This window comes from Streptomyces sp. NPDC079020 (assembly GCF_044542225.1).
In the GTDB taxonomy this organism is placed as follows: Bacteria; Actinomycetota; Actinomycetes; order Streptomycetales; family Streptomycetaceae; genus Streptomyces.
The window spans coordinates 74190-101116 of record NZ_JBITUB010000016.1 but is presented as its reverse complement, the minus strand read 5'-3'; the positions used below and the strand labels follow the sequence as shown (position 1 = coordinate 101116).

The 26927-nt window shown below is 70.9% G+C and carries 25 protein-coding genes, 1 pseudogene and 1 riboswitch; of the genes and pseudogenes, 7 read left to right on the top strand and 19 right to left on the bottom strand.

The annotated features are described in order from the left end of the window. Positions 1–28 precede the first annotated feature (28 nt). On the bottom strand, positions 29–1465 hold the full coding sequence (locus ACIGJO_RS28770) for a gamma-aminobutyraldehyde dehydrogenase (RefSeq protein ID WP_399962968.1): 1437 nt from the start codon (positions 1463–1465) through the stop codon (positions 29–31). A gap of 162 nt (positions 1466–1627) precedes the next feature. Here ACIGJO_RS28770 and ACIGJO_RS28765 point away from each other — a divergent pair, with 162 nt between their 5' ends. The 4 genes from ACIGJO_RS28765 to ACIGJO_RS28750 all read left to right on the top strand — a co-directional run bounded on the left by ACIGJO_RS28765 (position 1628) and on the right by ACIGJO_RS28750 (position 5602). Further along, positions 1628–2134: an Lrp/AsnC family transcriptional regulator gene (locus ACIGJO_RS28765; protein WP_399962966.1), complete on the top strand. Its 507-nt coding sequence runs from the start codon at positions 1628–1630 to the stop codon at positions 2132–2134. Then, complete coding sequence (locus ACIGJO_RS28760; RefSeq protein ID WP_266924356.1) at positions 2119–3498, top strand: aspartate aminotransferase family protein; 1380 nt, start codon at positions 2119–2121, stop codon at positions 3496–3498. Before ACIGJO_RS28765 ends, ACIGJO_RS28760 begins: the two co-directional genes overlap by 16 nt. A gap of 218 nt (positions 3499–3716) precedes the next feature. After that, positions 3717–4454: an ABC transporter ATP-binding protein gene (locus ACIGJO_RS28755; RefSeq protein WP_399962964.1), complete on the top strand. Its 738-nt coding sequence runs from the start codon at positions 3717–3719 to the stop codon at positions 4452–4454. Continuing rightward, positions 4436–5602: a hypothetical protein gene (locus tag ACIGJO_RS28750; protein WP_399962962.1), complete on the top strand. Its 1167-nt coding sequence runs from the start codon at positions 4436–4438 to the stop codon at positions 5600–5602. Before ACIGJO_RS28755 ends, ACIGJO_RS28750 begins: the two co-directional genes overlap by 19 nt. Positions 5603–5672: 70 nt before the next feature. Here the strand turns inward: ACIGJO_RS28750 and ACIGJO_RS28745 are convergent, their stop codons facing one another. After that, complete coding sequence (locus ACIGJO_RS28745; protein WP_399962960.1) at positions 5673–6821, bottom strand: glycosyltransferase family 4 protein; 1149 nt, start codon at positions 6819–6821, stop codon at positions 5673–5675. 297 nt (positions 6822–7118) lie between these two features. Between ACIGJO_RS28745 and ACIGJO_RS28740 the strand changes: the two genes are divergently transcribed. Together ACIGJO_RS28740 and ACIGJO_RS28735 are read left to right on the top strand one after the other, a co-directional pair. Then, positions 7119–8489 (top strand): sensor histidine kinase, encoded by a 1371-nt coding sequence (locus tag ACIGJO_RS28740; protein WP_399962958.1) that lies wholly within the window; start codon positions 7119–7121, stop codon positions 8487–8489. After that, positions 8483–9151 (top strand): response regulator, encoded by a 669-nt coding sequence (locus tag ACIGJO_RS28735; RefSeq protein ID WP_399962956.1) that lies wholly within the window; start codon positions 8483–8485, stop codon positions 9149–9151. The genes ACIGJO_RS28740 and ACIGJO_RS28735 overlap by 7 nt, the downstream gene beginning before the upstream one ends. Before the next feature lie 15 nt (positions 9152–9166). On the opposite strand, the gene ACIGJO_RS28730 is transcribed toward ACIGJO_RS28735, so the two are convergent. The 9 genes from ACIGJO_RS28730 to rpsB all read right to left on the bottom strand — a co-directional run bounded on the left by ACIGJO_RS28730 (position 9167) and on the right by rpsB (position 19046). Next, complete coding sequence (locus ACIGJO_RS28730) at positions 9167–10189, bottom strand: ABC transporter ATP-binding protein (RefSeq protein ID WP_399962954.1); 1023 nt, start codon at positions 10187–10189, stop codon at positions 9167–9169. A gap of 23 nt (positions 10190–10212) precedes the next feature. Then, complete coding sequence (locus ACIGJO_RS28725) at positions 10213–11826, bottom strand: ABC transporter permease (protein WP_399963117.1); 1614 nt, start codon at positions 11824–11826, stop codon at positions 10213–10215. Between the two features lie 92 nt (positions 11827–11918). Continuing rightward, positions 11919–13019, bottom strand: a complete 1101-nt coding sequence (locus tag ACIGJO_RS28720) for a thiamine ABC transporter substrate binding subunit (RefSeq protein ID WP_399962952.1) — start codon at positions 13017–13019, stop codon at positions 11919–11921. 79 nt (positions 13020–13098) lie between these two features. Further along, a riboswitch (TPP riboswitch) is annotated at positions 13099–13214 on the bottom strand. A gap of 41 nt (positions 13215–13255) precedes the next feature. Then, complete coding sequence (gene rlmN / locus ACIGJO_RS28715) at positions 13256–14362, bottom strand: 23S rRNA (adenine(2503)-C(2))-methyltransferase RlmN (RefSeq protein WP_399962949.1); 1107 nt, start codon at positions 14360–14362, stop codon at positions 13256–13258. A gap of 106 nt (positions 14363–14468) precedes the next feature. Continuing rightward, positions 14469–15554 (bottom strand): phosphatidate cytidylyltransferase, encoded by a 1086-nt coding sequence (locus tag ACIGJO_RS28710; protein WP_399962947.1) that lies wholly within the window; start codon positions 15552–15554, stop codon positions 14469–14471. Beyond that, the gene (gene frr, locus ACIGJO_RS28705) at positions 15554–16111 is read right to left on the bottom strand and encodes a ribosome recycling factor (RefSeq protein ID WP_073726823.1); all 558 of its coding nucleotides are present in this window, start codon (positions 16109–16111) and stop codon (positions 15554–15556) included. Before frr ends, ACIGJO_RS28710 begins: the two co-directional genes overlap by 1 nt. 121 nt (positions 16112–16232) lie before the next feature. Next, positions 16233–17009: a UMP kinase gene (gene pyrH, locus ACIGJO_RS28700; protein ID WP_399962945.1), complete on the bottom strand. Its 777-nt coding sequence runs from the start codon at positions 17007–17009 to the stop codon at positions 16233–16235. Between the two features lie 159 nt (positions 17010–17168). Then, positions 17169–18005, bottom strand: a complete 837-nt coding sequence (tsf, locus tag ACIGJO_RS28695) for a translation elongation factor Ts (protein WP_266924332.1) — start codon at positions 18003–18005, stop codon at positions 17169–17171. 99 nt (positions 18006–18104) lie between these two features. Then, on the bottom strand, positions 18105–19046 hold the full coding sequence (gene rpsB / locus ACIGJO_RS28690; RefSeq protein ID WP_399962942.1) for a 30S ribosomal protein S2: 942 nt from the start codon (positions 19044–19046) through the stop codon (positions 18105–18107). Between rpsB and ACIGJO_RS28685 the strand changes: the two are divergent. Next, positions 19045–19965: pseudogene (locus tag ACIGJO_RS28685) on the top strand (peptidoglycan DD-metalloendopeptidase family protein); the annotation flags it as partial. The gene rpsB and the pseudogene ACIGJO_RS28685 sit on opposite strands and share 2 nt — an antisense overlap. A gap of 167 nt (positions 19966–20132) precedes the next feature. Here the strand turns inward: ACIGJO_RS28685 and ACIGJO_RS28680 are convergent. The 8 genes from ACIGJO_RS28680 to lepB form a co-directional block, all read right to left on the bottom strand. Further along, positions 20133–20690 carry a TetR/AcrR family transcriptional regulator gene (locus ACIGJO_RS28680; protein ID WP_399963115.1) on the bottom strand — a complete coding sequence of 186 codons (558 nt, stop codon included), beginning with the start codon at positions 20688–20690 and terminating at the stop codon, positions 20133–20135. A gap of 95 nt (positions 20691–20785) precedes the next feature. Then, positions 20786–21622 (bottom strand): RNA polymerase sigma factor WhiG, encoded by an 837-nt coding sequence (gene whiG, locus ACIGJO_RS28675; RefSeq protein WP_266924326.1) that lies wholly within the window; start codon positions 21620–21622, stop codon positions 20786–20788. A gap of 254 nt (positions 21623–21876) precedes the next feature. After that, positions 21877–22989, bottom strand: a complete 1113-nt coding sequence (dprA, locus tag ACIGJO_RS28670; protein ID WP_399963113.1) for a DNA-processing protein DprA — start codon at positions 22987–22989, stop codon at positions 21877–21879. A gap of 137 nt (positions 22990–23126) precedes the next feature. After that, the gene (locus tag ACIGJO_RS28665; protein WP_399962940.1) at positions 23127–24749 is read right to left on the bottom strand and encodes a YifB family Mg chelatase-like AAA ATPase; all 1623 of its coding nucleotides are present in this window, start codon (positions 24747–24749) and stop codon (positions 23127–23129) included. Then, positions 24749–25108, bottom strand: a complete 360-nt coding sequence (locus ACIGJO_RS28660; protein WP_399962938.1) for a YraN family protein — start codon at positions 25106–25108, stop codon at positions 24749–24751. Before ACIGJO_RS28660 ends, ACIGJO_RS28665 begins: the two co-directional genes overlap by 1 nt. A gap of 124 nt (positions 25109–25232) precedes the next feature. Beyond that, on the bottom strand, positions 25233–25541 hold the full coding sequence (locus ACIGJO_RS28655) for a DUF2469 domain-containing protein (RefSeq protein WP_003965949.1): 309 nt from the start codon (positions 25539–25541) through the stop codon (positions 25233–25235). Positions 25542–25604: 63 nt separating this feature from the next. Beyond that, positions 25605–26090 (bottom strand): NUDIX hydrolase, encoded by a 486-nt coding sequence (locus ACIGJO_RS28650; RefSeq protein ID WP_399962935.1) that lies wholly within the window; start codon positions 26088–26090, stop codon positions 25605–25607. Positions 26091–26112: 22 nt separating this feature from the next. Further along, positions 26113–26880, bottom strand: a complete 768-nt coding sequence (lepB, locus tag ACIGJO_RS28645) for a signal peptidase I (protein WP_399962933.1) — start codon at positions 26878–26880, stop codon at positions 26113–26115. Positions 26881–26927 lie beyond the last annotated feature (47 nt).

Sequence of the window (26927 nt, the reverse complement as noted above, 5' to 3'; positions counted from 1 at the left end):
TACGCCGGCGGTGTCCGCCGGTGTGACGTCAGTCGAGCGACGTCATGACGTGCTTGATCCGGGTGTAGTCCTCGAAGCCGTACGCGGAGAGGTCCTTGCCGTAGCCGGACTTCTTGAACCCGCCGTGCGGCATCTCGGCGACGAGCGGGATGTGGGTGTTGATCCACACACAGCCGAAGTCGAGGCTCTTGGACATCCGCATCGCGCGGGAGTGGTCCTTGGTCCACACCGAGGAGGCCAGCGCGTACTCGACGCCGTTCGCGTACTCCACGGCCTGGGCCTCGTCGGTGAACGACTGGACCGTGATGACCGGGCCGAAGACCTCGTTCTGGATGATCTCGTCGTCCTGCTTGAGGCCGGAGACGACGGTCGGGGCGTAGAAGTAGCCCTTCTCGCCGACCCGGTGGCCGCCCGCCTCGACCTTGGCGTGGGCGGGGAGCCGCTCGATGAAGCCGCTGACCTGCTTGAGCTGGTTGGCGTTGTTCAGCGGGCCGTACAGCACGTCCTCGTCGTCCGGCTGCCCGGTCTTCGTGTCGGCGGCGGCCTTGGCGAGCGCGGTCACGAAGTCGTCGTGGATCGACTCGTGGACCAGGACGCGGGTCGCGGCCGTGCAGTCCTGTCCGGCGTTGAAGTAGCCGGCGGCGGAGATGCCCTCGACGGCCTTGGCGATGTCGCTGTCCTCGAAGACGACGGCGGGCGCCTTGCCGCCGAGCTCCAGGTGGACGCGCTTGACGTCCTTGGACGCCGACTCGGCGACCTGCATCCCGGCCCGTACCGAACCGGTGATGGAGGCCATCGCCGGGGTCGGGTGCTCGACCATCGCGCGGCCGGTGTCCCGGTCGCCGCAGATGACGTTGAAGACACCCTTGGGGAGGATCTGGCCGATGATCTCGGCGATCAGCACGGTCGACGCCGGGGTGGTGTCGGAGGGCTTGATCACGACGGTGTTGCCCGCGGCGAGCGCCGGGGCGAACTTCCACACGGCCATCATCATCGGGTAGTTCCACGGCGCGACCTGCGCGCAGACCCCGACCGGCTCGCGGCGGACGATGGAGGTGAGGCCCTCCATGTACTCGCCGGCCGAGCGGCCTTCGAGCAGCCGGGCGGCACCCGCGAAGAAGCGGATCTGGTCCACCATCGGCGGAACCTCTTCGCTGCGGGTGAGCTCCAGCGGCTTGCCCGTGTTCTCCGACTCGGCCGCGATCAGGTCCTCGGCCCGCTCCTCGAAGGCGTCCGCGATCTTGAGCAGGGCCCGCTGGCGCTCGGCGGGCGTGACATCACGCCAGGCGGGGAACGCCGCCGCTGCGGCGTCCATGGCGGCATCGACATCGGCCGGGCCGGAGAGCGGCGAGGTCGCGTAGACCTCTTCCGTCACCGGGTTGACCACATCGATGGTCCGCCCGTCCGCGGCGTCCCGGAACTCTCCGTTGATGTAGTTGCGCAGACGGCGCACCTCGGTGGTCACAACCACCCCTCCTGTCGGCTGTCCGATGGGTGAGATGTCCACCCTAATCGTTCCCGTGACGCTTTCGACATACCCAACCACCGGCAACTTCGGATTCAGTGAGATCTGGACCCTCAAACAACGAATTTCATCGATCTGGGGTTGCGAGACAGACGAGTCCCGGTGCATGGTGAGTCCGTGGCCAGTCGCAGCGCAGACTCCAGGACAGGGACCGGATCGCCCCCGGCGGTCGATGCCGTCTCCCTCGCGATCATCGAGCAGCTCCAGGAGGACGGACGTCGTCCGTACGCCGCGATCGGCAAGGCGGTCGGCCTCTCCGAAGCGGCTGTGCGCCAGCGTGTCCAGAAGCTGCTCGATCAGGGCGTGATGCAGATCGTCGCCGTCACGGACCCGCTCACCGTGGGCCTCCGGCGCCAGGCGATGGTGGGCATCAATGTCGAGGGTGACCTCGACCCCGTGGCCGAGGCCCTGTCGGCCATGGCCGAGTGCGAGTACGTGGTGATGACCGCGGGCTCGTTCGACCTCATGGTGGAGATCGTCTGCGAGGACGACGACCACCTGCTGGAGACGATCAACAAACGCATCCGGGCCATACCCGGCGTGCGCTCCACCGAGAGCTTCGTCTACCTCAAGCTCAAGAAGCAGACCTATATGTGGGGAACCCGATAGCCGTGAGCAAGGACCTCAGCCGAACCGCGTACGACCACCTGTGGATGCACTTCACCCGCATGTCGGACTACGAGAACGCCCCCGTTCCCACCATCGTGCGGGGTGAGGGCACCTACATCTACGACGACCAGGGCAAGCGGTACCTCGACGGCCTCTCCGGCCTGTTCGTCGTCAACGCCGGCCACGGCCGCCGCGAGCTCGCCGAGACGGCGTACAAGCAGGCGCAGGAGCTGGCCTTCTTCCCGGTGTGGTCCTACGCCCATCCGAAGGCCGTCGAACTGGCCGAGCGACTGGCCGACTACGCGCCCGGCGATCTCAACAAGGTCTTCTTCACCACCGGTGGCGGCGAGGCCGTCGAGACCGCCTGGAAGCTGGCCAAGCAGTACTTCAAGCTCCAGGGCAAGCCGACCAAGTACAAGGTCATCTCCCGCGCGGTCGCCTACCACGGCACCCCGCAGGGTGCCCTGTCGATCACCGGGCTGCCGGCCCTCAAGGCCCCCTTCGAGCCGCTGGTCCCCGGCGCGCACAAGGTGCCCAACACCAACATCTACCGCGCCCCGCTCTTCGGCGACGACCCGGAGGCCTTCGGCCGCTGGGCCGCCGACCAGATCGAGCAGGAGATCCTCTTCGAGGGCCCGGAGACCGTCGCCGCGGTCTTCCTGGAGCCGGTGCAGAACGCCGGCGGCTGCTTCCCGCCGCCGCCCGGGTACTTCCAGCGGGTCCGCGAGATCTGCGACCAGTACGACGTGCTGCTCGTCTCCGACGAGGTCATCTGCGCCTTCGGCCGTCTGGGCACGATGTTCGCCTGCGACAAGTTCGGCTATGTGCCGGACATGATCACCTGCGCCAAGGGCATGACCTCCGGGTACTCCCCGATAGGAGCATGCATCGTCTCGGACCGGATCGCGGAGCCGTTCTACCGGGGCGGCAACACCTTCCTGCACGGCTACACCTTCGGCGGCCACCCGGTCTCCGCCGCGGTCGGCCTCGCCAACCTCGACATCTTCGAGCGCGAGGGCCTCAACAAGCACGTCCTCGACAACGAGAACGCGTTCCTCACGACGCTGCAGAAGCTGCACGACCTGCCGATCGTCGGCGACGTCCGCGGCAACGGCTTCTTCTACGGCATCGAGCTGGTGAAGGACAAGGTCACCAAGGAGACCTTCACCGACGAGGAGACCGAGCGCGTCCTGTACGGCTTCCTCTCCAAGGCGCTGTACGAGAACGGCCTGTACTGCCGGGCGGACGACCGCGGCGACCCGGTCGTGCAGCTCGCGCCGCCGCTGATCTCCGACCAGTCGACGTTCGACGAGATCGAGGGCATTCTGCGGGGCGTCCTGACGGAGGCCTGGACGAAGCTCTGACCTGCCTCACACCCTCTGGATGATCAGTGTCCAGCGGTCATTTCATACGGTCCACATGGCCCGGACGCGCCCGTTCGAGTGAGAAGGGGCGCATCCGGGCCACGTGCTGTACGCACACCCCGGTCCGACTCCCTACGGTGCCGAGTGACCGATCGGCCGCGTCTTCGTTCCCCCGTACGGGGGAACGGGAAAACTGATCTGAACCGAGGTGTTACGCCATGGTGGCCCCGCCGGACAACGACGTGATCTGGGCGCGTTCCCTGCACCACTCCCACAACGGCTCGCCCGGCCTCGACGGTGTCTCACTCGGCATCCGCGACGGCGAGATCCTCGCCGTGACCGGCGCGCGCGGCAGCGGGAAGACGACCCTGCTGCACTGTCTCTCCGGCCGGCTGGTGCCCCAGCAGGGCGAAGTCTGGTTCAACAGCGTCCCCGTGCACACGATGGGACCCCGGCTGCGCGAGCGGCTGCGGCGCGACCGCTTCGGCTGGATCGCCTCCGACCCCCAGCTCGTCCCGGAACTGACCACCTGGGAGAACGCGGCCCTCCCGCTGCTGCTGCGCGGCGTACCGCACCGGGCCGCCAAGAAGGCCGCGCTGGAGTGGCTGGACCGCCTCGACATCGGCACGTTCGCCGGAAAGCGGCCGCACGCGCTGCTCCAGGCCCAGCGCCAGCGGATCTCCGTGGCACGGGCGCTGGCCGCGTCCCCGTCCGTGATCTTCGCCGACGAGCCGACCGCCACCCTGCACCGCGCCGACCGCACCCAGCTCCTGCGCACCCTGACCACCGCGGCCCGCTCGCACGGCATCACCGTCGTACTGGCCACCCACGACGCGGAGATCGCCGCCCTGGCCGACCGCACCGTCGCCCTGCTGGACGGCCGCCGGGTCGCCACCGTCGCTCTGCCCGCCGTATCGGATACGGAAGGCCGCTCGGCGTGCTCGCTCTCCGTCTAGCCCGCGGCAGTCACCCACTGGTCCTGATGCGACGGCTGCTCGTGGCCGCCGCATCGGCCGGGGTCGGCTTTCTGCTGCTCTGCACCCTGGGGTACGCCTCCGGGCACCCGGCGCAGGCCACCGGCTCCGTGCTCCGGCTGCTCTGGTGCTTCGTACCGCTGGCGGCCACCGTGCAGTTCGCGGTCGCGGTGGCCCGTACGGACCCGAGCACCCGCCCGCGCGCCGGACTCTCGGCCGTCGGTCTCGGCCCGGTCCGGCTCTCGGTGCTCGCCGCGGTCTCCACCGCCGTCTCCACCACCCTCGGTTCGGTGGTGGCCCTGCTCCTGTTCCTCCATCTGCGCGGCGACCTGACCGGGCTGCCGTTCGACGGCGACGCGGCAGAACTCCTCGGCGCGAACACCCCGTTGCCGCTCGCCGCCGCGCTCACCCTGCTGGTCCTCGTACCGCTGGCCTCGTCGGCCGCGAGCGCGCTGGCGCTGCGGAACCGGCCCCCGGCCACGGCCGAGGAGACCTTCGAGGCACCGGAGCCGTCCGCCCCGGCACCCGCACCGGCCGGGCTGCCCTGGGGCGTGGCCCTGACGGCCGCCGGACTCGCGGTGGAGGCGTACGCGAGCCGCGGCTCGGCCGGCCACGCGTTCCCGCTGCCGGGCAGGCTGGACTCCACCCCGGCGGCGGTGCTGGCGGGCTGGATCCTCACCGCGGTCGGCCTGGCCATGGCGGGCCCCGGAGTCACCCACCTCTGCGGGCGGCTGCTCCAGGCGGTGCGCCCCGGCGCCGTGCGGCTGCTGGCGGGCCGGGTCCTGATGGACGAGGCGCGCCGGATCGGCCGCCCGCTCGGTGTGGTCTGCGCCGTGCTCTCCGCGGGGATCGCGGCCGCGACGCTGTACGGGACGGGCCCGCGGCCCTTCGGCCCGCTCACCGCGCTGGGGGCCGTCCTCGTTCTGGGCTGTACGACGGCGACGCTGCTGACCTCGGCGGTGGAGGCCAGGAACGCCCGCGCCCACACCGCCGAAGCGCTGCTCAGGATGGGCGCCCCGGCCTCGGCGCTGCGGTCCGCGACCGCCCTGCGCGCGGGTGTGCTGCTGGTCGTGTTCGCCCCGTTGACCTGGGTGATCGCGGAGCTTGCGGCACTGCCGCTGACCGCCTGACCGGCTGCCCCCGACGGAGGCGGGGCGGTTCGGCGCACCGGGCGGGGACGGAGCCCCGTGCCATGGGCGGTCACGGGCGAAGGAGCGCCGCCAGCGTGTCGTACGCCTGGTCCCATCCCCAGTCCTCGCGCACCCAGGCCCGGCCCTTCTCCCCCATCGCGGCGGCGGCCTCGCGGTCCCGCAGCAGGCCGACGAGCCGGGCGGCGATGGCCGCGACATCCCGCCCGTCGACAAGATGCCCCGTCTCCCCCTCGCGCACGGTGTCCGGCGCGCCGCCCGAATCCCCGACGAGGACGGGCAGCCCCGCCGCCGCGGCCTCCAGGAAGACGATGCCGAGGCCTTCGACCTCCAGGCCTCGGCGGCGTGTGCGGCAGGGCATCGCGAAGACATCGGCGGCCGCGTAGTGGTCCGGCATCGCCGTATGGGGCTGCCCGCCCGCCAGGATCACGGCGTCCCCGACCCCGGCGGACCTGGCCAGGCGGTGCAGGGTGCGCGCGTACGGTCCGTCCCCTGTCAGCAGGAGTACGGTGCCGGGAACCGCCCGCCGCACGGCCGGCAGCGCGCGGATCAGCATGTCCTGGCCCTTGCGCGGGACGAGCCTGGCGGCGCACAGGATCACCGGCCTCTCGCCCAGCCCGTACCGCTCCCGGACACTGCCGGGGCCGCCCCGCGCCCCGGACCGTACCCGGAACGCCTCCGTGTCGACGCCCGGGGCCAGGCGCACCATCCGGCGGGCGGCGGCGGGCCCGAGCGCGGCGGCGATCGGTGCCCGGGTGGCCGCGCCGAGGTAGGTCACGGCATCGGTGCGCTCGCCGATCAGGCGCAGCAGGGTCCGGGAGCCGGGGGTGCGGGCCCACCAGACCTCGTGGCCGTGGGTGGTGGCGACGGCCCGCCGCACCCCGGACTCACGGCGCAGCCGGTCCGCCATCAGGCCGAGCGGCGCGGCGGCCCCGAACCACACGCTGTCGCAGCCGTGGCGGCGGGCGAGTTCCGCGGACCGGGCGGCGACGCGGGCGGTGGGCAGCAGCATCCGGGCCGGATCACGGATCACGGGGTACGCGAGAGCCGCGTCATGCGCGGCGGAGCCCGGTTCGGCCGAGGTGTGGACGACGACGGAGCCGGCGGGGAACCGGCTGGTCATGGCGTGCACGAAGGTCTCTATGCCGCCTTGGCGCGGTGGGAAGTCATTGGTGACGACGAGGGTGCGGTGGCGGGACAAGGGAGTGCCTTTTCTCGTACGGATGGTGGGGGCCACGGCGGCGACCACGGCAGCGGCAACGGGGACAAGGGCGGTCGGGGGCGAGGCGGTCGGGGCGGGCGCGGCGATGGGCTGGGATGGGCGCCGCACACGGTGAGAGGTGCCGCTGTGCCCATGGGTCCGAGGCTAGGAGCGGCGGGCTCACGGGGCGTCACACCACCGTCCGGTCCGGGGACTCAACCCGTGGCATGAGACGGGACGGGGAATTCCACCCCTGCTCCGATGCGTCTCCACCCGGCGGTGACGAAGAATCACGGTATGAGCAGCACGCCCCGGGCCGTCCCGGCCACTCCGCCGGGACCGGCCCATCCGGCAGACCCGGCCACTCCGGCAGACCCGGGAGGCCCCGCCGACGCGCACCCGCCGACGGCCCCCCGCGCTTCCCCGCGGCCGCGGCGGCGGGCGCCCGAGCGACTGCGGCACCGGCTGCGGCAGCGGGTGCGCCGCTGGTCGGCGGCGCCCGCGTACTCCTGGCTGACGGGTGCCGCGCTGACCCTCTTCGCGCTCGTGGAGCTGGTCGTCGTGCCGGGTTCGGCCATCACGTGCTTCGGGGTGCTGGTCTGCACGGCGTCGCTGATGTGGCGCGGTTCCCGGCCCGCCGTCGGCTTCCTGACCGTCGGCGCGGCACTGCTCAGCTTCGCGACCGACGGCAATCTGTCGTACGCGACGACGGCCGGTGCCGTCATCGGCTGCTACACCCTGGGTCGCCACCGTGTGCAGCATCCGGCGCTGCTCGTGCTCGGCGGCGCCCTGGCCTCGCTCACGGTCAATCTCGTCCACATCGACCGGTGGGCACGCGCCGGTTCCCCCGGGCTGCCCGCGCTCCAGGGCAGTGACCGCTTCAGCCTCGGCCTGTACGCCGAGACGCTGGCTCTGACGGTCACGATCCTGGGGGCGGTGAGCATGGGCGACGCGGTGCGGTCCCGCGAGGAGACCCGGAACGAGCGGGCCGCCGCCCAGTCCCGGCTGCTGGCGATGGAGCGCCGCCAGGCGGCCGAGGCCGAACGGGCAGCCATAGCGAGGGAGTTGCACGACATGATCGCCCACTCGGTCTCGATGATCGCGGTGCAGGCCGAGAGCGCGACGTACACGGCTCCCGGGCTCTCGGCGCCGGCCCGTGACGCGTTCCAGCAGATCGCCGGGACCGCCCGGTCCTCGATGACGGAGCTGCGACGGCTCCTGGGGGTGCTGCGCACGGACAGCGGAACGGCCCCGGCCGCGCTGACCGCTCCACAGCCGTCCCTGGCCGGTGTCGGCGAGCTCCTGGAGCAGCACCGGGCGGTGGGCGGCACCGCCGAACTGCGGGTCATCGGTGCGGAGATACCCCTGCCCGCCTCCTGGGAGCTGTCCGCGTACCGGATCGTCCAGGAGGCCCTGACGAACACCCGCCGCCATGCGCCGGGCGCCCACGCGGTCGTGGAGATCGGCTACCGTCCGGGCCTGCTGACGGTGCGGATCGGTGACGACGGTCCGGGCCCCGCCCCCGCCGGTGACGGTGCCGGAACGGATGACGGCATCGGCCACGGCCTGGTGGGCATGAGGGAACGGGCCGCCCTGCTCGGCGGCAGACTCACGACCGGCCGGAGTCCGGCCGGCGGCTTTCTCGTGGAGGCGGAACTGCCGTGGTGATCCGGGTTCTGGTGGCCGACGACCAGGCGGTCGTCCGGACCGCGTTCTCCAGCCTGCTCAACACCCAGGAGGACATCGAGGTGGTCGGCGAGGCCGAGGACGGGGAGCAGGCGGTCCGGGGCGCCGCCGAGCACCGGCCCGATCTGGTGCTGCTCGACATCCGGATGCCCCGGATGAACGGCATCGAGGCGGCGCGGGAGATCGTCGCCGCGTCGGAGGGCGCCACCAGAGCGCTGATGCTGACGACGTTCGGCCTGGACGAGTACGTGTACGAGGCGCTGGCCGCGGGGGCGAGCGGCTTCCTGCTCAAGGACGCGACCTTCCCCGAACTGCTGCACGCGGTACGGGTGGTGGCCGACGGACAGGCACTGCTCTCCCCCGAGGTCACCGGACGGCTGATCGCGGAGTTCGCCCGGCAGCGGGTCAGCGCTCCCCCGGTCCGCGACATCGAGGGACTCACCGCCCGCGAGTGCGAGGTACTCGTGCTGATCGCGCGGGGCCTGTCGAACGGGGACATCGCCGGCCGGCTCACCATCACGGACCACACGGTCAAGACCCACATCAACCGGTTGTTCGCCAAAATGGGGCTGCGGGACCGGGCACAGGCGGTCATCCTGGCGTACGAACTGGGCCTGGTCGTCGCGGGGACGAGGGGGACGTGATGCCACCCGCGCGCATCACTCCCGGGCCAGGACGACCGTCTCCGCCGCGTCGAAGCGGACTCCCACCGCCGCGCCCTCCTGCGGGGTGTCCCGCAGCGCGCACTCCGCCTCCAGCACCGGGCCGTTGTCGGGCCTCAGCCGCACGGCGACATGGTTCCCCCGGAAGGTCCGTACGCCGACCGTGCAGCGCAGCCCGCTCTCCGGGGCGCCGATCCGCACCCCGGCAGGCCGGACCAGCACATCGCAGCGGCCCTGCGGCGACCCGCCGGGCACCGGTACCTTGCCCCACGCCGTGTCGGCGGTCGTGCCGGTCACCGTCGCGTCGACCACGTTGTCGAAGCCCAGGAAGCGGGCGACGAACGCCGAGGCGGGCCGCTGCCAGACCTCCAGCGGCGTACCGGCCTGGGCGATCCGCCCGTCCCGCATGACCACGACCCGGTCGGCGAGTGCGAAGGCTTCGCCCTGGTCATGGGTGACGGCCAGCACCGTCGTGCCCAAGCGGCCGAACAGGGTGCGCAGTTCGACGACGAGACGTTCGCGAAGGCTGCGGTCCAGCTGGCCCAGCGGCTCGTCCAGCATCAGGAGTTTCGGGCGCGGGGCGAGCGCACGGGCAAGGGCCACGCGCTGCTGCTCACCACCGGACAGCGCGGCCACCGCGCGGCGTGCCGCGCCGGGCAGGCCCACCAGATCGAGGAGTTCGCCCACCTCCCGGTCCGCTCCGGCGCGGCCGGCCCCGTGCATCCGCAGCCCGAAGGCCACATTGGCGCCGACGTCCCGGTGCGGGAACAGCTGGTGATCCTGGAACATCAGCCCCAGCCCGCGCTTGTGCACGGGCACCCCCGACTGGTCGGCCCCGTCCAGCAGCACCCTGCCGCCGTCCATCGCCTGCAACCCGGCGACGGCCCTCAGCAGGGTGGACTTCCCGCTGCCGCTCGGCCCGAGCACACACACGATCTCGTGGTCGGCGACCTCCAGGTCCACGGTGTCCAGGGCCGCCCTCTTCCCGAACCGGACCGTGGCCTCTTCCAGCCTCAGCATGCGCAGAACTCCCCGTCCATCACTCAGAACTCCCCGGATCGATCGGTGCGGATGCGTTCGAGGAGCAGCAGCGACACCGCGCACACCAGCATCAGAATGGTGCTGAGGGCCATCGCCTGCCCGTAGTTGAGCTCCCCGGACCGCCCCAGGAGCCGTGCCACGGCGACCGGAAGCGTCGGATTGTCGGGCCGCGCGATGAACACGGTCGCCCCGAACTCACCCAGCGACACGGCGAACGCGAAACCCGCGGCGACCAGCACCGCCCTGCGCACCAGCGGCAGATCGACCTCCCGCCAGGCCCGCAGCGGCGAGGCACCGAGCACCGCCGCCGCCTCGCGCAGCCGCCCGTCCACCGCGCGCAGGACGGGCAGCATGGTCCGTACGACGAAGGGGACGCCCACCAGTGCCTGGGCCAGCGGCACCAGGATCCAGGACGTCCGCAGGTCGAGCGGCGGCTTGTCCAGGGTGATGAGGAATCCGAAGCCGACGGTGACCGCGGACACCCCGAGCGGCAGCATCAGCAGGGCGTCGAAGCCGCGCACCAGCCGCCCCGCCCGCCGGGTCAGCGCCGCCGCGGCGAGCCCGCCGACGACGAGGGCGATGACGGTCGCGACCAGCGCGTACTGGAGGGAGTTCCAGATCGCTTCGAGGGGGGCGACCAGGAAGGTGGATCCGCTCGCCCCGGCGGACTGGAGCGCCCGGTAGTAGCCGACGCCATAGCCGCCGGGCCCGTCGAACGAGCGCTCCACCAGCACGCCGAGCGGCAGCAGGATCAGCAGCAGGATGGTCAGCAGCACCCCGCCGAGCAGCGTCCACTGTCCGGCGCCGCGCGGGCGGCGGGACGTCTGCGCGGGATCGACCAGCTTCAGCGCGGTCTCCCGGCGCCGCACCGTCCAGGCGTGCACGGCGAGGATCCCGCCGACCGCCGCGAACTGCACGAGGGTCAGTACGGCCGCCGTCGGCAGGTCGAGCAGTTGCGCGGTCTGCCGGTAGATCTCCACCTCCAGGGTGGAGTAGGCCGGACCGCCGAGGATCTGCACGACACCGAAGGAGGTGAACGTGAACAGGAAGACCATCAGTGCCGCGGCCGCCACGGCGGGCGCCAGCGCGGGCAGCGTCACCCGTCGCCAGGCGGCGAACCGTCCGGCGCCGAGCACCCGCGCGGCCTCCTCCTGCCGGGGATCGAGCTGCGACCAGAGCCCGCCGACGGTCCGTACGACCACCGCGTAGTTGAAGAAGACATGGGCCAGCAGGATCGCCCACACGGTGGTGTCGAGCCGTACGCCCCACAGGTCGTCGAGGAACCCGCCACGCCCCAGCAGCGCCAGGAACGCGGTGCCGACGACCACCGTCGGCAGCACGAACGGCACGGTGACGACCGCCCGCAGCAGCTGCTTTCCGGGGAATTCCAGGCGGGCGAAGACATAGGCGCCGGGCAGCGCGATCAACAGGGTGAGCCCGGTCGAGGCGAACGCCTGCCAGGTGGTGAACCAGAGGACGTCCAGGATGTCCGGCCGGGCCAGTACCTCACCGATCCGGCCGAACTGCCAGCTGCCCCCGGACTTCAGGCCGCGGCCGACGATCGCGGCGACGGGGTAGGCGAAGAACAACGCGAAGAACGCGAGCGGCACGGCCATCAGGCCCAGCCGCACCGCGTTCCCGCGCCGGGCGCCGCCGGACCGTCCGCCGCCGCGCCGGACGGCGGAGGATCCGGACCCTGGCGCCTCGCCTACTTCACGACGAGCGAGTGCCATGACTGGACCCACTGCTCACGGTTCTTGGCGATCTTCTCCGGAGCCACGGTGACGGGCTTGTCGATGGTCGCGCCGAACTTCGTGAAGAGCTCCGGCAGCTTCGCGTCCTCGGCGACCGGGTTCACGAACATGTTCAGGGGCATGTCCTCCTGGAACTTCTTGCTGATCAGGAAGTCCAGCAGTGCCTTGCCGCCCGCCTCGTTCTTCGCGCCGGTCAGCAGCCCGGCGAACTCGATCTGCCGGAAGCACGTACCGGTGGCGACCCCGGTCGGGGCCTCGGCCGGCTGCGGCTTCGCGTACAGCACCTCGACCGGCGGGCTGGAGGCGTAGGAGACGACGAGCGGCCGCTCCGCCTTGGCCTTCTTCCCGCCCGCGGAGCCGGAGAACTCCTCGTTGTACGCCTGCTCCCAGCCGTCGACGACCTTCACGCCGTTGCTCTTCAGCTGCTTCCAGTAGTCCTGGTAGCCGTCCTCACCCCGGTCGGCGATGGTGCCGAGGAGGAAGCCCAGACCGGGAGAGGAGGTCGCGGCGTTCTCGGTGACGAGCATGTTCTTGTACGCGGGCTTCAGCAGGTCGTCGAAGGACTGCGGGGGCGCGAGCTTCTTGTCGGCGAAGTACTTCTTGTCGTAGTTGACGCAGACGTCACCGGTGTCGACCGGAGTGACCCGGTGCTTGTCGTCCAGCTGTGCGGCGGCCGCGACCCGGTCCAGGCCCTTCGCCTCGTACGCCGTGAACAGGCCGTTGTCGAGGGCGCGGGAGAGCAGTGTGTTGTCGACGCCGAAGAAGACATCGCCACGCGGAGAGCCCTTGGTCAGGATCTCCTGGTTGAGGGCGGCACCCGCGTCACCGCTCTTGAGCACCTCGACCGTGTAGCCGGTCTCCTCGGTGAACTCCTTCAGTACGGATTCCGAGGCGTTGAAGGAGTCGTGGCTGACCAGGGTCACGGTCTTGGAGCCGGAGCCCTTGGTGCCCCCGGCTCCCTCCGGACTGTCGTCGGAACTGCCGCAGCCGGCCAGCACCGTGACGCCGAGCGCGGCGGCGAGGGCCGTCGCCGCGTACTTCTTGGTGGTGTTCATGTGATTCCTCCTGGAGTGACCAGGAAGAGACGCGGCCCTGCCCGCTCACGGCGAACCGCAAGCGGGCAGGGCGCAACAGCTTGAGTAATGACCGAACTTCCTACCCGGAATGACCCGGGCGAGGTTCAGAGGGTCTGCGGCCAACCTGTTCCGGTGCCGCACTCTCAGCGCTGTGGCGCTCCCCTGTCGGAATATGAAGTTGATTTCGCACCCAGGCTACACGGGCGATTTCCGGCCTAACGCTCGGACGCCGCCAGCTGACCGCAGGCCCCGTCGATCTCCTGACCCCGGGTGTCACGGACGGTGACGGGAACGCCGTGGGCCGCGATGGCCTCGACGAACGCCTTCTCGTCCTCGGGCCGCGAGGCGGTCCACTTCGAACCGGGCGTCGGGTTCAGCGGGATCAGGTTGACGTGCACCCGCTTGCCCTTGAGGAGCCGTCCGAGCAGGTCACCCCGCCAGGCCTGGTCGTTGATGTCGCGGATCAGCGCGTACTCGATGGAGATGCGGCGGCCGGACTTCTCCGCGTACTCCCACGCCGCGTCCAGTACCTCGCGGACCTTCCAGCGGGTGTTCACCGGGACGAGGGTGTCACGCAGCTCGTCGTCCGGGGCGTGCAGCGAAACGGCCAGCCGGCACTTGAAGCCCTCGTCGGCGAAGCGCAGCATGGCCGGGACCAGTCCCACGGTGGAGACGGTGATCCCGCGCTGCGAGAGCCCCAGGCCGTCCGGCTCGGGGTCGGTCAGGCGCCGGATCGCGCCGACGACGCGCTTGTAGTTGGCCAGCGGCTCGCCCATGCCCATGAAGACGATGTTGGAGAGCCGCGCGGGGCCGCCCGGGACATCGCCGTCGCGCAGTGCCCGCATGCCGTCCACGATCTGGTGCACGATCTCGGCGGTCGACAGATTGCGGTCGAGCCCGGCCTGCCCGGTGGCACAGAACGGGCAGTTCATCCCGCAGCCGGCCTGCGAGGAGATGCACATCGTCACGCGCTCGGGATAGCGCATCAGGACGGACTCGACGAGCGTCCCGTCGTGCAGCTTCCAGAGGGTCTTGCGGGTGGTGTCGTCATCGCAGCTGATGTGACGGACCACGGACATCAGGTCGGGGAACATCGCCTCGGCGAGCTTGTCCCGCGACGCGGCCGGGATGTTGGTCCACTCCGCCGGGTCGTGCGCGTACCGCGCGAAGTAGTGCTGCGAGAGCTGCTGGGCGCGGAACGGCTTCTCGCCGATCGCGGCGACCGCTTCCTTGCGCTCTGCGGGCGTGAGGTCGGCGAGGTGCCGCGGGGGCTTCTTGGCTCCGCGGGGCGCGACGAAAGTGAGTTCTCCGGGCTTAGGCATGGTTCATCCAGTGTCGCAGAAAGACGAGTGAGGGCCCGCCGCCCTGTGGACAACGGACCCTCACCCATAAGAATTGCAGGTCAGACGGTATGCGCGCGGGTTCGGCTCAGCCGGATCCGACGAACAGCACCAGCAGCAGCCACACCACCGGGGCGGTCGGCAGCAGCGAGTCCAGCCGGTCCATGATGCCGCCGTGGCCGGGCAGCAGGGTGCCCATGTCCTTGATCCCGAGATCCCGCTTGATCATGGACTCGCCCAGGTCACCGAGGGTGGCGCTGACGGCGACCGCGAGGCCCAGCAGCAGTCCCTGCCACCAGGAGCCGCCGTCGATCAGGAATTGCATGCACAGCGCGCCGCCGGCCATCGCGAAGGCGACCGCTCCGAGCAGGCCCTCGCGGGTCTTCCCGGGGCTGATGCGCGGTGCGAGCTTGTTCTTGCCGAAGCGCCAGCCCACCGCGTAGGCGCCGGTGTCGCTGATCACCGTGAGCAGCAGGAAGGTGAGCACCCGCTGCGGCCCGTCGTCCGCCGTCAGGAGCATCGCGACGAACGTGGCCAGGAACGGTACGTAGAACGCGGCGAAGACCCCGGCCGTGACGTCCTTGAGATACCCCTCCGGCGGCTGGGTCATCCGCCAGACCAGCACCGCGAGCGCGGTCAGCGCCATGGCGACCCAGGCACCCTCCGCGCCCCGCGCGTAGCCGGCGACGACCATGGCGGCCCCGCCGACGGCGAGCGGCACGAGAGGGGCCTTGATGCCCTTGCGCTCCTCCAGCCGGGAGGTGAGCTCCCAGAGGCCGACGACCACGGCGACCACTATCACGCCGACGAAGACGGCCTGCACGATGAAGAGCGAGGCGACGATGACCGCGCCGAGCCCCACGCCGACCCCTATGGCGGCGCGCAGATCGCGCCCCGCACGCTTCTTCTGCGGCGGGGACGGCATCGGGGTGGACATGGGCTCCTGCGGCTTCTCGTCACGGAACAGGGGGCCGCCGACGTGAGCGGCATCCCCGTCCCGGTCGTCGCGGTCGTCTGCGTCTCTACCTGCGTCGGGAACGTCCGGCACGTTGGGCATGGGCCGAGTCTGCTGGGCGTCATGCACATCGTAGGCAGGACCCGCCGGAGCAGCTCCCATCTCGGGAGTGCCCCAGTAACCGGCTCCCTGCGGCGCGCCCCAGGAAGAGTCGTTCATCAGACCTCGAGCAGCTCGGCTTCCTTGTGCTTGAGCAGCTCGTCCACCTGCGCGACGTACTTCGCGGTGGTGTCGTCGAGCTCCTTCTCCGCGCGGCGCACCTCGTCCTCGCCGGACTCCTTGTCCTTGACGAGCTTGTCGAGGGTCTCCTTGGCCTTGCGGCGGATGGAGCGGATCGAGATCTTGGAGTCCTCGGCCTTGGTCTTGGCGACCTTGATGTACTCCTTGCGGCGGTCCTGGGTGAGCTCGGGGAAGGTCACCCGGATGATGTTGCCGTCGTTGCTCGGGTTGACGCCGAGGTCGGAGTCGCGGATCGCCTGCTCGATGTTGCGCAGAGCGGTCTTGTCGAACGGCGTCACGACGGCCATCCGCGGCTCGGGAACCGAGAACGAGGCCAGCTGGTTGATCGGGGTCAGCGCGCCGTAGTAGTCGGCGACGATCTTGTTGAACATCGCCGGGTGCGCACGGCCGGTTCGGATCGCGGCGAAGTCCTCTTTCGCGACGACAACGGCCTTCTCCATCTTCTCCTCGGCCTCGAGGAGGATTTCTTCGATCACCACGTGCTCCTGCGTGTCTTGAGTGGGCCCGGCATCGTCATCGCCGGGCCCGGCGGGTCCTGCGTCGCGTCCTCACCTGCACGGTGTCCGACCGGCAGGCCGTTGTCCATCCTTGGGGCCGTCAGGCCCGGGTGCTCTCGTCGCTCACGAGCGTGCCGATCTTCTCACCCTTGACGGCACGGGCGATATTGCCGGTGGCGGTCAGCTCGAAGACGAGGATCGGGAGCTGGTTGTCACGGCACAGGGTGATGGCGGTGGCGTCGGCGATCTTCAGATCGCGGGCGAGCACCTCGCTGTACTCCAGCGCGTCGAACTTCACCGCGGCGGGGTTGGTCTTGGGGTCGGAGTCGTAGACCCCGTCCACCCCGTTCTTGCCCATCAGCAGCGCCTCGGCGTCGATCTCCAGGGCGCGCTGGGCGGCTGTGGTGTCGGTGGAGAAGTACGGCATCCCCATGCCGGCGCCGAAGATGACGACGCGTCCCTTCTCCAGGTGCCGGACGGCACGGAGCGGGATGTACGGCTCGGCGACCTGGCCCATGGTGATGGCGGTCTGGACGCGCGAGTCGATGCCTTCCTTCTCCAGGAAGTCCTGGAGTGCCAGGCAGTTCATGACCGTGCCGAGCATGCCCATGTAGTCGGACCGGGCCCGGTCCATGCCGCGCTGCTGGAGCTCGGCACCACGGAAGAAGTTGCCGCCGCCGATGACGATCGCGATCTCCGCGCCGTCGCGCACGACGGCGGCGATCTCGCGGGCGATGGCGTGCACGACATCGGGGTCGACACCGAGGCCTCCGCCACCGGCGAATGCCTCGCCGGACAGCTTCAGCATGAAGCGTCCGGAAACCTTGCCGTCGTCGCGCTTGTGGTCACCCTGAGTGGCGTCCGCGCCCTTGTCCATGGAAATTCTCCTCGTGCACATACGAAGAAGGCCATTGCCGGTGGGTCTGGTGTCCCTCAGCGGCAATGGCCTCCTCGTCAGATCTGCGGTCGTCCGGCATGAGTGCGGCCGTCGACTGCACTAGACCCTATCGGGGTCCACCGTTGTTCGCGGACGGACTCAGATGCCGACCTTGATGCGCGAGAAGCGCTTCAGGGTGACACCGGCCTCGTCCAGGACCTTCTGAACAGACTTCTTGGCGTCCAGCGCGTACGGCTGACCGAGGAGGGTGGCCTCCTTGAAGAAGCCGTTGACGCGACCCTCGACGATCTTCGGGAGCGCGGCCTCGGGCTTGCCCTCGGCGCGCGTGGTCTCCTCGGCGACGCGGCGCTCGGCCTCGACGATCTCGGCGGGGACGTCCTCGCGGGACAGGTACTTCGGGGCGAACGCGGCGATGTGCTGCGCGATGCCCTTGGCCAGCTCGGCGTCGGCCTTGTCCAGCTCGACCAGGACACCGATCTGCGGCGGCAGGTCGGGCATGGTGCGGTGCATGTACACGGAGACGAAGTCACCGGTGAACTGCGCGAAGCGGTCCAGGACGATCTTCTCGCCGAGGTTGGCGTTGGCCTCGTCCACGTACGCCTGGACGGTCTTGCCGGGCTCGATCTCGGACGCCAGCAGCGCCGCGATGTCGGCCGGAGAGGTCGCGGCCACGTGGGCGGCGAGCGTGTTGGCGACGGCCTGGAACTTGTCGCCCTTGGCGACGAAGTCCGTCTCGCACTTCAGCTCGAGCAGGACGCCGGACGTCTTGTCCTCGGAGATGAGGGAGACGACGGCACCGTTCTCGGCAGAGCGGCCCTCGCGCTTGGCGACGCCCTTCTGACCCTTGATACGGAGCGCCTCGACGGCCTTGTCGACGTTGCCATCGGCCTCGTCGAGCGCCTTCTTGCAGTCCATCATGCCGGCGCCGGTGAGCTCACGGAGCTTCTTGACGTCAGCGGCGGTGTAGTTCGCCATGAGTCTGTATTTCTCTCTCGAAGTCTGAAAGATCTACGGGTGAACGGCGGGGACGGTGCCCTGTGGCACCGGCCCCGCCGTCTTCAGCCGTGACGGGTGTCAGGCCTGCTCGGCGTCCGCGGCCGGAGCCTCGGCAGCGGGTGCCTCGGCGGCGGGTGCCTCGGCGGCGGGTGCCTCGGCAGCGTCGGCCTGCTCGGCGTCCGCGACCTTCTCGGTCTCGGCGGAGGCCTGGACCTCGGCGGCGGCCGCGGTCTCGTCCTTCTTGTCGCCCTCGAGCAGGTCGCGCTCCCACTCGGCGAGCGGCTCGCCGGCGGCCTTCTCGCCCGGCTTCGAGTCACCGGTGGCGGCACCGGAACGGGCGATGAGGCCCTCGGCGACGGCGTCGGCGATCACACGGGTGAGCAGGGTGACGGAGCGGATCGCGTCGTCGTTGCCCGGAATCTTGTAGTCGACCTCGTCGGGGTCGCAGTTGGTGTCGAGGATCGCGACGACCGGGATGTGGAGCTTGCGCGCCTCACCGACGGCGATGTGCTCCTTCTTGGTGTCGACGATCCAGACGGCGCTCGGCACCTTCTGCATCTCGCGGATACCACCGAGGGTCTTCTCCAGCTTGGCCTTCTCGCGCGAGAGGACCAGGAGCTCCTTCTTGGTGAGGCCGGAGGCGGCCACGTCCTCGAAGTCGATGAGCTCAAGCTCCTTCAGACGCTGAAGGCGCTTGTAAACGGTGGAGAAGTTGGTGAGCATGCCACCGAGCCAACGCTGGTTGACGTACGGCATGCCGACGCGCGTCGCCTGCTCGGCGATGGCTTCCTGCGCCTGCTTCTTGGTACCCACGAACATGATGGAGCCGCCGTGGGCGACGGTCTCCTTGACGAACTCGTAGGCGCGGTCGATGTACGACAGCGACTGGAGCAGGTCGATGATGTAGATGCCGTTGCGCTCGGTGAAGATGAAGCGCTTCATCTTCGGGTTCCAGCGACGGGTCTGGTGACCGAAGTGGACGCCGCTTTCCAGCAGCTCCCGCATCGTGACGACGGCCATGGCCGTACTCCTTGAGGTGCTCGGTTGTCGCGACCGCAGGATTGCGATCGCGCCTGACGCCCCTACGCGCCGTGCCACAAGGGACCGAGGAGCGCGGCCACCCCCGAAGAGAGGGAGGTGGCGGGGCGTGCGAAGTCGACCCGGTGACCCGGATCGCCACAAGAAGTGTACGGGACCCGCCGGGTGCCGGGTGACGGCGATGTCCACAACCGGCGGGCTGTCCACAGGAACGGTTCATGATCCCCCGGATCGGGCGGGCCGGAGGATCGTTCCGTGCATGCGCACCACACCCGGATCCCCTCGCTCCAGCTCACCCGCGTCCAGGCCGCCGCCCGCCCCGCGGGCCCGGCGGACAGCCGCACGGGCCGCGCCGCCGGCCGCGCTGCTGCTGGCGGCCCTGGCGGCCGTCGTGTCGGCAGTGCTGCTCGGACCGGCCTCGGTCAGAGCCTCGGCGGGGCCGGGTCCGGGCGGGTCACCGGCTCCCGCCCCCACCCGGGGTCCCGTCCCGGATTCCGCCCCCGCTCCGGATTCCGTCCCGGATCCCCCTCCCGTCCCGGATTCCGTCCCGGATCCCCCTCCCGCCCCGGATTCCGCCCCCGTTCCGGGAGACGAGCGGGTCTGGCCCCTGCCCGGCCGGCCCACGGTCGTACGCGGGTGGGAGCCGCCCGCCGGCCCGTACGGGCCGGGCCATCGCGGCGTCGATCTCGCGGCGCGGCCCGGTGCCGAGGTCCGGGCCGCGGCCACCGGCCGGGTGTCGTTCGCGGGGCGGGTGGCCGGACGTGGGGTGCTCACGATCGAAGTGGCGGGAAGTGGGGAGCCGCCGCTGCGCACCACGTACGAGCCGGTGCGGGCGCTGGTGGCCCGGGGTGAGGAGGTGACCGCGGGCCGGGCGGTCGCCGTGCTGGAGCAGGGGCCGTTCCACTGCCGTACGGACTGTCTGCACTGGGGGCTGCGGCGCGGGGACGTCTATCTGGATCCGCTGTCCCTGCTGCCGCCCTCGTCGCTGCGGCGGGGCCCTTCCCGGCTGCTGCCGGTCTTCGGTGTACCGCACCCGGACGAGCCCCAGGGCTCGGCGTACAGGCGGGGTCAGCCCCGTACGCCGCGCAGGATCATGGCGACGGCGGTGTCGGCGATGACTCCCGGCTCCTCCGCCACACCCAGTTCGATACGGCGCACCGCAGCGTCCACCGAACCCTGCAGCAGCATCGCGGCGAGTCGCGGCTGGGTATGACCGAGATCGCCCAGCGCCTCGACGATCATGGCGATCAGACCGCCGTGCGCGGCCCGGATCTTCTCGCGGGCCCCCGCGTCCAGCTCGCTCGCGGAGATCGCGACGACCGCGCGGTGACGCCGGTCCCCGACGAGATCGAGCTGCCGGCGCACATACGCCTCGATCTTCGCCTCGGGGGTCTCGGCGCGCTCCATGGCGTTCTCGACCTCGGCCGCCCAGACGGGGAAGTCGACGGCACACAACTCCTCGACCACGGCGGCGCGGGAGCGGAAGTACTCGTACACGGAGGACCGGGCGAGGCCCGTGCGTTCGGCGAGCGCGGGGAAGGTCAACGCCTCCGTACCGCCCTCGGACAGCAGCGAGCGCGCGGCGTCCAGGAGGGCGCCGCGCTGCATGGTCCGGTGCTCGGCCACGGAGGCCGCTCGAATCCTGGGCACGCTTCCACTCTACGGCGGCACATGTCCGGGGGAAGGGCGCGACCTCCATCGGGATGGCCGACGGCGCACGCTCAGCGCCCGGCGTCGGCCAGTTTCGCCCGGAGCTGCAGCACCGACTTGGTGTGGATCTGGCTGACCCGGCTCTCGGTGACCCCGAGGACATTGCCGATCTCGGCGAGGGTGAGGCCCTCGTAGTAGTAGAGGGTGACGACGGTCTTCTCCCGGTCGGGGAGCGTGTTGATGGCACGTGCGAGCAGCCGTCTGAGCTCACGGTCCTCGGCGACCTCCACCGGGTTGTCGGCGGCGGTGTCCTCCAGCGTGTCCATCAGGCTCAGGCGGTCGCCGCCCTCGCCGCCGACATGCAGCAGCTCCTCCAGGGCCACCACGTTCGCCAGGGACAACTGGCTGAAAACAGCGTGGAGTTCCTCCAGCGCGATGCCCATCTCCGAGGCGACTTCCGCCTCCGACGGGGTGCGGCGCAGCCGTGCCTCCAGGGTGGCGTAGGCGCGTTCCACGTTCCGCGCCTTCTGCCGTACGGAGCGCGGGATCCAGTCCAGCGCCCGGAGTTCGTCGATCATCGCGCCGCGGATCCTGGTGATCGCGTACGTCTCGAACTTGATGGCCCGTTCGATGTCGAACTTCTCGATGGCGTCGATCAGTCCGAAGACTCCGGAGGAGACGAAGTCGGCCTGTTCGACGTTGGACGGCAGCCCCACGCTGACCCTGCCCGCGACGTATTTGACGAGTGGCGAGTAGTGAAGGATCAACTGCTCCCGCAGGCGCTCGTCGCCCGTGGTCTTGTACGAACGCCACAACTCGTCGAGGGAGGAGGGAGCGGAAGGGCGCACAGTGCCACGCGCAGCGGGTGGTACTGCCGCACGGTCAGACCCGGAGGTGTGCTGGGGCATGTGGTGCCTTGAGCCGTTCTGCTGTGAAGTGCTGGGGGACGTTTGTCTGGGGCGGAATCCTTGTGAGCGTAGCGTGACTGAAGCGTCGCAGTGCGCGCAGGATACGGGTTCGACACTGTGCGATTCCGCACCGGCGATTCCGCCGCCGGACGCGACAGGCGACCGGGACCGTCGCCGCGCGCACCGGCCCCGGAGGCACCGCTGAATTAACTGCCGAGGTCATCGGCATTACCTTTTCACCCGAATGCTCCAGGTCAAGTACCGCCTCGCCGCGCGTCGCCGTTGCATGCCGGCGCCTTGGTCAACTTCCATCCGTCGCCCTCGCGTTCGACGAACCCCAGTGAGTGCAGTTCGTACAGTCGCCCGAGTGCTTCGTCGGCGGACGCTCCCGCGGCGCGGGCGACGTCACGCACGTCGACGGTTCCGTGGTACGGGAGGGCGTCCAGCACTCTCGCGGTGACCGCGTCCAGCAGGTCCCGGGGCAGGACCGGGCCGCGTCCGACCGGTGCGAGGTCACCGATGTCCCCCACCAGCTCGGCGACCTCCGACGCGTCGGTGACGAGGACTCCCTCGCCGCGCAGCAGCTCGTGGACACCGGCGGACAGACCGCTGGTCGCCGGGCCGGGCACCCCCATCGTGTGGCGGCCGAGGCGCTGGGCGCTGCGGGCGGTGACGAGCGAACCGCTGCGGTATTCGGCCTCCACCACGACCGTTCCCCTGGTGAGTGCGGCGATCACCCTGTTCCGGAGGATGAACCGGCTGCGGGTGGGATGCCCGGAGGGCGGCAACTCCCCCATGACCAGCCCCTGTTCCACCATGCGCGCGATCAGCCCGGCATGACCGCGGGGATAGGCCACGTCGACCCCGCACGCCAGCACCGCCATGGTCGCCCCGCCCGCGGCCAGGGCTCCGCGGTGGGCCGCCCCGTCCACCCCGAACGCGGCACCCGACACCACCACCCAGCCGCGCTCCGCCAGCCCCGCGCCGAGGCTCGCCGCCATATGGGCCCCGTACGGGGTGCAGGCCCTGGCACCGACCACCGCGACCGAACGCAGGGCCCACAGCCGCAGGTCGGGACGCCCGCGCACCCAGAGCCCGACCGGCCGGGCGTCACCCAGGTCGTCGAGCTGGCTGGGCCACTCCCGGTCACCCGGGCAGATGAATCGGCCGCCCAGCGCGGCCACCGCCGCGAGGTCCCGCTCGGGCTCGGCCGCAGCGGCACGCAGCCGGTAGCCGCCCAGGCGCGCGGCGGTCATACCCGGCAGCTCCCCGGCCGAGCCGTCCCGGGCGGTGAGCCGCCGTACCAGCTCGACCGGCCCCGACTCGCGCAGCCACCGTCCGGCACGCTCGTCGCCCGGCTCCAGAATCCGTGTCAACGCGGCCCTCGCCAGCCGCACCCCCTCCGCGCACCCGCCGCCCCCATCACGTCCCGGCCCGCCACTCCCGTCACGTCCCGGCCCGCCGCTTCCCGGCCCCGCACATCCCGCTGTCTCCGGCAGCCCCGTCACGATGGCGCGACCTCCATCGGCACCCCGCGCTGGATGCCCGTGCGCAGTTCCAGTGCCACCGCGATGTCGGAGGCGTCCGGGCGGTCGGCGCCGCGCAGGTCCGCCACGGTCCACGCCACCCTCAGCACCCGGTCCAGGCCCCGGGCCGTGAGTGTGCCGCGCTCCATGTCCCGCTCAGCCGCCATCAGCGCCCCGGGGGCCGTCAGCAGCCGGGTCCGCAGCTCATGGCCCGGTACCTCGCTGTTGGTGGTCCAGGGCGTGCCCGCGAGCCGCTCGGCGGCCCGCGCCCTGGCTTCCCGTACCCGCGCGGCGACCTCGGCCGTCGACTCGCCCCGGCCCCCTCGCCCCATCAGGTCGGCACGGCTGACGGGCTCCACCTCGACCCGCAGGTCCACCCGGTCCAGCAGCGGCCCGGACAGTCTCGCCTGATAGCGCCGCACCACGGAGGGCGGGCATTCGCAGCCCGCGCCGCTGAGCGTGTGCCGGCCGCAGGGACAGGGGTTCGCGGCGAGCAGCATCAGGAATCTGGCGGGCAGCCGCACCACCCCGGCCGCCCGCGCGACCACCACATGGCCGGACTCCAGCGGCTGGCGCAGCGCGTCGAGCACCTTGCCGGAATACTCCGGCGCCTCGTCCAGGAAGAGCACCCCCCGGTGAGCCAGGGAAACCGCTCCGGGCCTGGGCAGTCCGTTGCCGCCGCCGACCAGTGACTGCATCGTCGCCGAGTGGTGCGGCGCGCAGTACGGCGCCCTGGTGACCAGAGGTTCACCCGGTGGGAGGATTCCCGCCACCGAATGGATCGCCGTCACTTCGAGGGATTCCTGCCGGGTCAGCGGAGGCAGGATCGCCGGGAGCCGCTCGGCCAGCATCGTCTTCCCGGCCCCCGGGGGTCCGGAGAGCAGCAGATGGTGTCCACCCGCCGCGGCCACCTCAAGGGCCTTGCGGGGACGCGCCTGCCCCGCGACGTCCGCCAGGTCGGGCCGGTGTCCCTCGCTCCGCGCACAGTGCGGGGCAAGGCCCGTGCCCACCCCCGCGCCCGGCATCATCAGTCCCGCCAGCATCGCGTCGGGACGGCCCTGGCCGTCGGCCGGCTCATCGGGCACGGGCTCATCGGCCAGTACCGCGATCAGCTGGCGCAGGCTCCGTACGCCGAGGACCGAGACCCCCGGCACCAGGGCCGCCTCACCGGCGGTCTGCTCGGGGACGACGACGTGGTGATACCCCGCCTCGGCCGCGGCGAGCACGGCGGGCAGCACCCCGCGCACCGGGCGCACCCGGCCGTCCAGCCCCAGCTCCCCGATCATCACCACGTCGGCGATGGCGGCCGGATCGATCCGCTCGGCCGCGCCGAGCACCGCGCAGGCCACCGCGAGATCGAACCCCGAACCTCCTTTGGGCACGGACGCCGGGGAGAGCCCCACCGTGAGCTTCTTCTGCGGCCACTCGGCCCCGGAGTTGACCACGGCGGCCCTGACCCGGTCGCGGCTCTCCACCAGGCTCTTGTCCGGCAGTCCCACCAGGGCGAACGTCGCCACACCCGGTTCCAGGTCCGCCTGGACCTCCACCACCACGCCTTCGACGCCCACCAGCGCCACCGAACACGCGCGCGCGAATCCCATCAGGACACCCCGCGCACATGCTCGGTGACCGGCGCTCCGCGCCTGGGCACGACCACTCCGACCAGGTCGATCCGGACCCCGCCGTCCGGCGGCCCGCCGTGGCCGTCCAGCCAGATCTCGGCGAGTCGTCGCAGCCGGTCCGTCTTGGCCGGTGTGACGGCCGCCATGGGGTGTTCGAAAACCCCGGACCTGCGGGTCTTCACCTCACAGATGACCAGTGCGTCACCGTCCCTGGCGACGATGTCGATCTCTCCGGCGCGACAGCGCCAGTTGCGCTCCAGGACCGCCATTCCGGCTTCGGTCAGCAGCCGCGCCGCCAGATCCTCGCCGTACCGCCCGAGTGCCCCCCGTGCGTTCATTCGGCACCACCTCCGGCACCGACTCTGACGGTTCCGGCCCAGACGTGTGGATCTTGGTGATTTCCGGTGGACAACTCCGTGAATGTGGATATCCCGGTCACCCGTACGGGTGACCGTCCGTGGATCAGCCGCCCGGAAGTTCGAGATCGCTCTTGTTGAGCTCCTCGATGTTGACGTCCTTGAAGGTCAGCACGCGGACCTGCTTGACGAACCTCGCGGGCCGGTACATGTCCCACACCCAGGCATCCGCCATGGATACTTCGAAGAAGACCTCACCCTGGACCGAGTGCACCTGCATCTCGTAGTCGTTGGTGAGGTAGAAGCGCCGTTCGGTCTCGATCACATATTTGAACAGACCGACGACATCGCGGTACTCCCGGTAGAGCTTCAGCTCCATCTCGGTCTCGTACTTCTCGAGGTCCTCGGCGCTCATGGCATGTTCCCCTTCAGCCGTGCGTCCCCCTATTGTGCGTCAGCCCCCGGCACCCCTGGACGATTAGACGATTTCGGGGGCCAGAACGAGCGGAGCACGTGGGGGACCCTCGTCGAGGAGCGTGCGCAGCAGCTCGGCGAGTCTGGTCGGGTACACCGTCTCACGCGCCGCGAGCAGTTCGGCGGAAGTCCACCACCTCAGACCGGCGACGCTGCGCCGCTCCAGGTCGGTGAGGCCCTGCGGGTCGGTGGCGGTCTGCGCCGTGCGGGCCAGGAAGTACCACTCGTCCTGGTTCCAGCGCCGCCCGTCGAACGGGAAGGAACAGGTCCGCTGCCAGAGCACCGGGCCCAGCTCGATGTCCGTGATCCCGGTCTCCTCGGCCAGCTCGCGCCGCGCCGCCTGCTCCCTGGTCTCGTCGCCCTCCAGACCGCCGCCGGGCGTGAACCACCAGGTGTCCGCGGGATCGTCCGGCTCGTAGCCGTGCATCAGCAGGATGCGGTCCTCGGGGTCCAGCAGCACCACCCGTGCGACCCTGCGGGTCTCTCCCATGATCGCGGTCCCCTCGCCCCCCTCAGACACCGGCGGCCGCCGGTGAGTGCTGCTTCCGGCGTGCGGAGCGGGCCGCGACCGGCCCGTACGCGCTGCCGCCCAGGATGAGCACGAGGCCCGCCAGCACCACCCCGAGCTGGAGCTTCAGCGGCCCGTCGGCGGACACCCCGCCCGGCAGGTCCGCGAACGACCGCGGCCGTCCGATCATGCCGTCCATCGGCCAGGCGACCGCGTCCACCCGGGCCTCGACGGCGCCGAGCGGGACGGAGCCCTGTCCGGGGTCGTCGAGGTGGACCCGGGAGTCCAGCGAGCCGGCCCGTTCGTCCCCGAGAAGAAAGATCTGGCCCCGGGGTACCTCGGCGGTGAAGCCCCGCGGCGAGGCCGGAGTGCCCGCTGCCGAGCCCGCCGTACCGTCGTACGCCCGCAGATACGGTTCCTCAACGGGGATGCCGTTGACCGTCAGCCGCCCGCCCTTGTCGCAGCAGGCCACCTTGTCGCCTCCGATGCCGACGACCCGCTTCACCATCGGGACGGCGCCCCAGGACGGATCGGTGAACACCACCACGTCCCCCCGCCGCACATCGGCGCCGTCCACGCGCTCCGCGAGCACCCGGTCCCCGGCGTTCACCGTGGGGGACATCGAGTCCGTCGGCACCGTGTACGGCTTGTACACCACCGCTCCCCAGGCGAATCCGCCGAGGAAGAGCACACAGCCGACGGCCACGGCCAGGCCCGACAGCACACTGCCGAGCCGGCCGCGGCCGTCGTCCGTACGTCCCATTCCGCTCATCCCAGCGCTCCCCCATCAGAGATCGACAATCGCTGATCCGAGTCGGC

Coding starts and splice junctions, on each gene's coding strand:
- ACIGJO_RS28725 (WP_399963117.1), bottom strand. CDS start 11,826: ATGGCCGTGCCGCTCGCGTTCTTCGCGTTGTTCTTCGCCTACCCCGTC.
- ACIGJO_RS28720 (WP_399962952.1), bottom strand. CDS start 13,019: ATGAACACCACCAAGAAGTACGCGGCGACGGCCCTCGCCGCCGCGCTC.
- pyrH (WP_399962945.1), bottom strand. CDS start 17,009: ATGGACAAGGGCGCGGACGCCACTCAGGGTGACCACAAGCGCGACGAC.
- rlmN (WP_399962949.1), bottom strand. CDS start 14,362: ATGCCTAAGCCCGGAGAACTCACTTTCGTCGCGCCCCGCGGAGCCAAG.
- tsf (WP_266924332.1), bottom strand. CDS start 18,005: ATGGCGAACTACACCGCCGCTGACGTCAAGAAGCTCCGTGAGCTCACC.
- rpsB (WP_399962942.1), bottom strand. CDS start 19,046: ATGGCCGTCGTCACGATGCGGGAGCTGCTGGAAAGCGGCGTCCACTTC.
- ACIGJO_RS28730 (WP_399962954.1), bottom strand. CDS start 10,189: ATGCTGAGGCTGGAAGAGGCCACGGTCCGGTTCGGGAAGAGGGCGGCC.
- ACIGJO_RS28655 (WP_003965949.1), bottom strand. CDS start 25,541: ATGAGCGCCGAGGACCTCGAGAAGTACGAGACCGAGATGGAGCTGAAG.
- ACIGJO_RS28665 (WP_399962940.1), bottom strand. CDS start 24,749: ATGGGATTCGCGCGCGCGTGTTCGGTGGCGCTGGTGGGCGTCGAAGGC.
- ACIGJO_RS28660 (WP_399962938.1), bottom strand. CDS start 25,108: ATGAACGCACGGGGGGCACTCGGGCGGTACGGCGAGGATCTGGCGGCG.
- ACIGJO_RS28755 (WP_399962964.1), top strand. CDS start 3,717: ATGGTGGCCCCGCCGGACAACGACGTGATCTGGGCGCGTTCCCTGCAC.
- ACIGJO_RS28740 (WP_399962958.1), top strand. CDS start 7,119: ATGAGCAGCACGCCCCGGGCCGTCCCGGCCACTCCGCCGGGACCGGCC.
- ACIGJO_RS28650 (WP_399962935.1), bottom strand. CDS start 26,090: ATGGGAGAGACCCGCAGGGTCGCACGGGTGGTGCTGCTGGACCCCGAG.
- lepB (WP_399962933.1), bottom strand. CDS start 26,880: ATGAGCGGAATGGGACGTACGGACGACGGCCGCGGCCGGCTCGGCAGT.
- whiG (WP_266924326.1), bottom strand. CDS start 21,622: ATGCCCCAGCACACCTCCGGGTCTGACCGTGCGGCAGTACCACCCGCT.
- ACIGJO_RS28710 (WP_399962947.1), bottom strand. CDS start 15,554: ATGAACGACTCTTCCTGGGGCGCGCCGCAGGGAGCCGGTTACTGGGGC.